This is a genomic window from Kitasatospora setae KM-6054, from assembly GCF_000269985.1.
Classification (GTDB): domain Bacteria; phylum Actinomycetota; class Actinomycetes; order Streptomycetales; family Streptomycetaceae; genus Kitasatospora; species Kitasatospora setae.
Window position 1 is genome coordinate 5,845,224 of the sequence record NC_016109.1, and the last position, 7,277, is coordinate 5,852,500.

A 7,277-nucleotide genomic window follows, 5' to 3' on the forward strand; every position below is an offset into this window, starting at 1 on the left:
CCGCGCCGTCAGCGGCGCACCGCGTCCAGCGCCAGCAGCGCCACGTGCAGGGACAGGCAGGACTCCACCTGGTCCAGGTCGACGCCGAGGATCCGCTCGACCTTGTGCAGCCGGTCGTAGAACGACGGGCGGGACAGGTGCGCGGCGTCCGCCGCCGCCGACTTGTTGCGGCCCTGCTCCAGGTAGATCCGCAGCATCTGCACCAACTGGCCGCCGTGCTCCGCGTCGTAGGCCAGCAGCGGGCCCAACTCGCGCTCCACGTACGTCTGCAGGCGCTCGTCGTCGCGCAGCAGGTGCAGCAGGCCGCGCAGCCGGACGTCCGGCAGCCGGTAGTACGCGGCCCGGCCGCCCGGCGCGTCGTGCAGCGCCGCGTCCGCGACCTGGGTGGCCTCCAGCAGGGTGCGGCGGGCGTCGCGGACCGAGCCCACCGAGGAGCCGACCGCTATCACCGGCTCGGCCGCCACGCCGTCCCGGCCCGCCTCCGCCGACAGCCGGCGCAGTGCCGCCGCGAACGCCTCCAGCGAGGAGTGCTCGTCCTGCTGCGAGCCCAGCGCCACCAGCAGGCCCACACCCTCGTCGTCCAGCGCGCCGACCAGCGCCGACAGCCGGGCGGTGCGGATCGCGGTGGCCGCCAGCTCGGTGAAGTCCCGCAGCCGGGCCTGCGCCTCCAGCGCCGCCGGCAGCGGACCCTGCCGCTGGCGCAGCACCACGCCCACCAGCCGGCGGCCCTCCAGCGGCACGCCCAGCGCCTGCGCGCGCAGCGCCACCTCGGAGACCGTCAGCGCGTGCGTCAGGATGCCCGACAGCAGGGTGCGGTGGGTCTGCCGCTCCAGCGACTCCCGGTCGCGCACCACCAGCCGGTTCAGCGCCAGCGTCGCCGCGCCGCGCTCCAGCAGCATCGCGTGCGGGTGCGGCACGTCCCGGGGGAGCGGCACCGGCTCGTCCACCAGCACCAGCCGCCCCCAGTCCTGGCCGCGCGCCCCGACCGTGGTCACCAGCCAGCCCGACCGCGGGTCGTAGCCGGTCCGGCCCGGCGGGTGGACGCCGCGCGAGCGGTGCTCCCAGTTCTCCAGCAGCTCCTGCTCGCCGCGCCCCGCCGTGTCGTGCGCCAGCACCTGGTGCGCCAGGTTCTCCAGCACCACCGGCGCGCCCGCCATCCGGGCCACCTGCCGGACCACCTCGGCGGGCTCCGCGCCCTCCGTCGCCAGCTCGTTGAACACCTGGTGCACCGCCTCGGACACCCGCAGCTGCTCCAGCTGCGCGTTCACCACCAGCGCGTGCACCGCCTCGGTCACCGCGACGAACTTCAGCTCCCGGCGCAGCACCACCAGCGGCAGGTCGTGCCGCTCCGCCGCCGCGACCAGCGCCCGCGGCAGCGAGTCGAAGTACCGCCGGCCGAACTCGATCACCAGCCCGGCCACCCCGACCTCGGCCAGCTCCCGCACGTACCGGGCCAGCCCGTCCCGGTCCTCCGGGAGCGCGATGCCGGTCGACAGCACCAGCTCGCCGCCGCGCAGCACCCCCGCCACGTCCGGCAGCTCGCTGACGTGCACCCAGCGCACCGGGCGCTCCAGCGCGCCGGAGCCGGCCACCACCTGGGGCAGGCCGCGCCGCATCACGTCGAGGTCGAGCACGCGGGCGACGGTGGGGAGCATCGCTGATACCTCCTGGGGGCTTCTCAAGGTGTCAAGTCAATCATGCTCCGCCGCGACGCCCTGTCGCCCCGACGTAGCCTTGCAGCCTGTAAGGCCCTGCGCCCGGGCCGTTGCTGAGTGACGCTTGCCCCGGGCACCCGAACCGAGGCATCGTCGGCCGGGTCGAGTAGGCAATGGAGGCAACTCATGGACCTGACCAGCTTCAACGACGGCGCGCAGTACATCGCGGGCCGCCCGACCCGGAGCCCAGGCGGCGAACCCTTCGCCGTGGTCAACCCCGCGAACGGCGCCACCGTCCAGCAGGTCGAACTGGCCACCGCCGCCGACGTCGACACCGCCGTCGCCGCCGCCCGCGCCGCCCTCCCCGAGTGGTCCGGCGCCACCCCCGGCGCCCGCTCCGACACGCTGAACCGGCTGGCCGGCCTCCTCGCCGAGCACGCCGAGGACTTCGCCCGGGTCGAGACCGCGCAGACCGGCAAGCCGATCAAGCTCTCCACCGAGTTCGACGTCCCCGGCACCGTCGACAACACCGCGTTCTTCGCCGGCGCCGCCCGCAACCTGGAGGGCAAGGCCGCCGGCGAGTACAGCGGCGACCACACCTCGTACGTCCGCCGCGAGGCGATCGGCGTGATCGGCAGCATCGCGCCCTGGAACTACCCGCTGCAGATGGCCGCCTGGAAGATCCTCCCGGCCATCGCGGCCGGCAACACCATCGTCCTCAAGCCCGCCGAGATCACCCCGCTGACCTCGCTGATGTTCGCCCGCGCCTGCACCGCCGCCGGCATCCCCGACGGCGTCGTCAACGTCGTCACCGGCGCCGGCCGCACCGCCGGCGAGCACCTGATCGGCCACCCCGACGTCGCCATGGTGTCCTTCACCGGCTCCACCGCCGTCGGCAAGCGGGTCGCCGAGATCGCCACCGCCACCGTCAAGCGCACCCACCTCGAACTCGGCGGCAAGGCCCCCTTCGTGGTCTTCGACGACGCCGACCTGGAAGCCGCCGTGCACGGCGCGGTCGCCGCGTCCCTGATCAACAGCGGCCAGGACTGCACCGCCGCCACCCGCGCCTACGTCCAGCGCCCGCTGTACGACGCCTTCGTGGCCGGCGTCGCCGACCTGTACGAGGGCATCCGGCTCGGCGACCCGCTGGACCCGCGCACCGACATGGGCCCGCTGGTCTCCTTCACCCACCGCGACCGGGTCGCCGGCTTCGTCGAGCGCGCCCGCTCCTACGCCACCGTCGTCACCGGCGGCGCCGCCACCGGCAAGGGCCACGACGGCACCGACCTCGCGCTCGGCGCCTACCACCGCCCCACCCTGATCACCGGCGCCGCCCAGGACAGCGAGGTCGTCCAGGGCGAGATCTTCGGCCCGGTGCTCGTCGTCCTGCCCTTCGACAGCGACGAGGAGGGCCTGCGACTCGCCAACGACACCCCCTACGGCCTGGCCGCCTCCGCCTGGACCCGCGACATCCACCGCTCGCTGCGCGCCACCCGCGAGATCGCGGCCGGCTGCGTCTGGGTGAACGACCACATCCCGATCATCAGCGAGATGCCGCACGGCGGCTACAAGGCCTCCGGCTACGGCAAGGACATGTCGCAGTACTCGCTCGACGAGTACACCCAGGTCAAGCACGTCATGTTCGACACCACCGCGACCGCCCGCAAGGACTGGCACCGGACGATCTTCGGCGACCGCTGACCCCGGCGGCCGCCCGGGACCGGGGCCGCCGGCTGCGGCCCGCCCGCGATTGCGTGTAAGAGAACCCCGGTACCCCGCTCTCCCGGGTGACGGCAGCAGGCACCCCGCCCGCCGCCCGTCCCCCGGGAGAGACGAGGAACCCGCCGTGAGCACCACCCGCCACCCCAGCGCCCTGCACTGGCTCGCCGCCGCCGCCCCCGACCCCGACGCCTGCCGCCGCAGCTGGGAACGCACCCCCTCCGGCCTCGCCCTGCTCCCCGCCGGCCGCCAGTGGGACGTCCTGCACGCCCCCGGCCCGCTCGGCCGCCCCGCCGCCGCGCTGCTCGAACGGCTCGGCGGCGGACCCGTCCTGGCCGACCCCGACGGCGACACCGTCGGCTTCCTCGTCCCCGCCGGCACCGCCGAACGCTGGACCGCCACCGGCGTCCGCGCCTCCGGCCGCGGCACCTGGATCGTCGTCCCGCACCCCGCCCGTCCGGCCGGCCGCGGCCCGCACTGGCTGAGCCCCCCGCACCCCGACGGACGACTCGTCGACCCGCGCGCCCTCGAACTCGCCCTGCACGACGCCGCCGCCCACCGGCGCGCACCGCACCGGCCGGGCCCGGACGCCGCGGCGGGAGCTCCCGACGACCTGTAAGGGTGAATCGCGGTTCCCCGTCAGGGTGCTCGTTGAGCGGGCCCGTCCGCCCGCGCAGACTGGAACCGGAAGACCAGCGCGGGACATCCGTGGACAGCCCGGAGGCAGAGACCCTTGAGCAGCAAGCACATCACCCACTGGATCGGCGGCCAGTACGTCGCCACCGCCGGAACCGCGCCCCGCCGGGGCGACATCCACGACCCGGCCACCGGCCAGGTCACCGGCCAGGTCGACTTCGCCGAGATCGCCGAGGTGGACCAGGCCGTCGCCGCCGCCGCCCAGGCCTTCACCAGCTGGCGCAAGGCCTCGATCGCCAAGCGCACCCAGGTGCTGTTCAACTTCCGCGAGCTGTTCAACGCCCGCAAGGACGAACTCGCCGCGATCATCGTCGCCGAGCACGGCAAGGTGCACTCCGACGCCCTCGGCGAGCTCGCCCGCGGCCAGGAGGTCGTCGAGTACGCCTGCGGCATCCCGCAGCTGATCAAGGGCGGCTTCACCGAGCAGGCCTCCACCGGCGTCGACGTCTACTCGATCCGCCAGCCGCTCGGCCCGGTCGCCATCATCTCGCCGTTCAACTTCCCGGCCATGGTGCCGATGTGGTTCTTCCCGATCGCGATCGCGGCCGGCAACACGGTCGTCCTCAAGCCCTCCGAGAAGGACCCGTCCGCCGCCAACTTCATCGCCGAGCTGTGGAAGGAGGCCGGCCTCCCCGACGGCGTCTTCAACGTCGTCCACGGCGACAAGGTCTCCGTCGACCGTCTGCTGGAGCACCCCGACATCAAGTCGGTCTCCTTCGTCGGCTCCACCCCGATCGCCCGCTACGTGTACGAGAACGGCACCCGCTACGGCAAGCGCGTGCAGGCCCTCGGCGGCGCCAAGAACCACATGCTGGTGCTCCCCGACGCCGACCTCGACCTGGCCGCCGACGCCGCCATCAACGCCGGCTTCGGCGCGGCCGGCGAGCGCTGCATGGCCATCTCCGTCCTGGTCGCCGTCGACCCGATCGGCGACGAGCTGGTCGCCAAGATCAAGGAGCGGATGGCCACCCTCAAGGTCGGCCCCGGCTGCAACGGCGACTCCGAGATGGGCCCGCTGGTCACCGGCCAGCACCGCGACAAGGTCACCTCCTACGTCGAGTCCGGCGTCGCCGACGGCGCCGAGCTCGCCGTCGACGGCCGCAAGCACGCCATCACGGCCGAGGACGCCAACGGCGCCCCCACCGCCGACGGCTTCTGGCTCGGCCCCACCCTCTTCGACCACGTCAAGCCGGGCATGTCCGTCTACAACGACGAGATCTTCGGCCCGATCCTGTCGGTCGTCCGGGTCCCCTCCTACGACGAGGGCCTGGAACTCATCAACGCCAACCCGTACGGCAACGGCACCGCGATCTTCACCAACGACGGCGGCGCGGCCCGGCGCTTCCAGAACGAGGTCGAGGTCGGCATGGTCGGCATCAACGTGCCGATCCCCGTCCCCGTCGCCTACTACTCCTTCGGCGGCTGGAAGGCCTCGCTGTTCGGCGACGCCCACGCCTACGGCGCCGACGGCGTCCAGTTCTTCACCCGCGGCAAGGCCGTCACCCAGCGCTGGCTCGACCCCTCGCACGGCGGCATCAACCTGGGCTTCCCCACCAACAACTGAACAAGCCCACCGCGCCCCGGCGCGACGGAAGGCCGGTCCCCTGGCGGGGGCCGGCCTTCCGGCCGTTCGGGCTCCGTCTTCGGGTTCCTCCGGCTTCGGGCCTCTCGGGCTCCGGCTCAGGTTCCGGTCCGGGGCCCGGCGTCCTGCGCGCCGCCGTGCACCTGGCGGCGGACCGTCGCCCGTACCGCCCGCGACACCACCGGGCCGAGGCCGTCCACCACCTCGACCAGCGCGCCCAGCCCGTCCAGCGCCGCGAACGCCCCCGTCGCGCCCTCCGGGTCCACCCCCTCGTACAGCTCCAGGCCGACGAACCCCGCCGTCATCGCCCGCGCCAGACCCGGCAGGTCCAGGAACTCCGCCAGCGCGTGACCGGCGAACAGCCGCTCCAGCACCGCCTCCAGCTCCACCGTCCACTGCCGCAGCGCCTGCGCCGACACCTCCGCCAGCCGCGGGTACGCCGTCGCCCCCGCCAGGAACTGCCCCAGCAGCAGCACGTTCCCGTTCGCCCGCTCCCGCGCGTGCAGCTCCTGGCCCACCGCCAGCAACTCGCGCAGCGAACCCACCCCCGCGAACCGCTCCCGGTACCGGGCCAGCCGCAGCTCCGTCTCGCGCAGCGCCGCCGCCGCCAGCAGCCCCTCCACCGTCTTGAAGTGGTAGAACACCAGCGCCTGGTTGGCCTCCGCCTCCGCCGCGATGCTCCGCGCCGACACCCCCGCGATCCCCTGCCGCTTCAGGGCGCTGACCGCCGCGTCCATCAACCGCTCACGTGTGTCGCTCATGCGCCGCAGCGTAGTCCGCCCCGCTCTCCCGCCCCTCCGCCGTCCGGGCCGCCGCCCGCCGTGCTCAACGGCGGAACGACTCGCGCACCGGACGCACGTGCCCCGGCACCCCCTCCGCCCCGACCCGCGGATACTCCGCCCGGAACCACCCCCGGTACCCCGCCACCAAGCCCAGCACCGGATTGACCACGCGCACCCGGATCCGGAACCGCCCCTCCGCCTCGTCGAACCACTCGTGCAACTCCGCCCGCCCCGCCAACAACTCCGGCAGCACCGGCGCCCCCACCCACCCCGACACCCGCTGCGCCGCCGACGAGACCACCAACCCGCCCCGCTTCGACACCCCCAGACGGAGGTCCACCGCCAGGTGCTGGTGCGTCCCCAGGTAGTCGACCACCGTCCCCGCCCGCGGTGACGCCACCATCGTCGCGTCGAACCGCCGCGGCCGGACGAACTGGAACGTCCGCACGAACGTCACCGTCTCCCGGCCGTACCCGTCCCGGTACGCGTAGTTCGCGATCGTGAACGGCACGTCCCGCCCGTGCTCCGGAAACAGGATGTTCCGCCGCGCCGCCACCCGCAGGAACGGCGCCGCCAACCGCGCCCCCCGCTCGACCTGCTCCATCCGCCCCGTCCCCAGACAGGCGATCCCGTCCGCACTCGAAAACCCGAACCGCCGCCGCAACTCCGGATGCAAGCGCTCGAACTCCGCGCCGAGCGCCGCCCGGAAGATCGACCCACCGGGGGAGCCGGCGACGGGGACCGGGCGCGGGTCGGGATCGATCGAGATGACGGTCATGGGGGCTCCAACCGGTTCGGGACGAGCAGAGGAAGAGAGGAGGGGAAGAGCGGTGCGAAGGAGAG

General features: G+C 74.0%; 6 protein-coding genes. 3 read left to right on the forward strand and 3 right to left on the reverse strand.

Features of this window, described 5'->3' with window-relative positions:
• Positions 1-8: 8 nt before the first annotated feature.
• Positions 9-1,655, reverse strand: a complete 1,647-nt coding sequence (locus KSE_RS26035) for a PucR family transcriptional regulator (RefSeq protein WP_014138345.1) — start codon at positions 1,653-1,655, stop codon at positions 9-11.
• A 186-nt stretch (positions 1,656-1,841) separates the two neighbouring features.
• On the opposite strand from KSE_RS26035, the gene KSE_RS26040 reads away from it, so the two are divergent.
• From KSE_RS26040 to KSE_RS26050, 3 genes are all read left to right on the forward strand, one after another.
• Positions 1,842-3,356, forward strand: coding sequence for a gamma-aminobutyraldehyde dehydrogenase (locus KSE_RS26040; protein WP_014138346.1), 1,515 nt, complete (start codon positions 1,842-1,844; stop codon positions 3,354-3,356).
• A 145-nt stretch (positions 3,357-3,501) separates the two neighbouring features.
• Positions 3,502-3,993 carry a bifunctional DNA primase/polymerase gene (locus KSE_RS26045; RefSeq protein WP_014138347.1) on the forward strand — a complete coding sequence of 164 codons (492 nt, stop codon included), beginning with the start codon at positions 3,502-3,504 and terminating at the stop codon, positions 3,991-3,993.
• A 114-nt stretch (positions 3,994-4,107) separates the two neighbouring features.
• Positions 4,108-5,634 carry a CoA-acylating methylmalonate-semialdehyde dehydrogenase gene (locus tag KSE_RS26050; protein ID WP_014138348.1) on the forward strand — a complete coding sequence of 509 codons (1,527 nt, stop codon included), beginning with the start codon at positions 4,108-4,110 and terminating at the stop codon, positions 5,632-5,634.
• Positions 5,635-5,750: 116 nt separating this feature from the next.
• Here the strand turns inward: KSE_RS26050 and KSE_RS26055 are convergent, their stop codons facing one another.
• A complete protein-coding gene (locus KSE_RS26055) occupies positions 5,751-6,413 on the reverse strand; it encodes a TetR/AcrR family transcriptional regulator (RefSeq protein ID WP_014138349.1) in 663 nt (220 codons plus the stop codon).
• 64 nt (positions 6,414-6,477) lie between these two features.
• The gene (locus tag KSE_RS26060; protein ID WP_014138350.1) at positions 6,478-7,212 is read right to left on the reverse strand and encodes a DUF4166 domain-containing protein; all 735 of its coding nucleotides are present in this window, start codon (positions 7,210-7,212) and stop codon (positions 6,478-6,480) included.
• Positions 7,213-7,277: the final 65 nt, after the last annotated feature.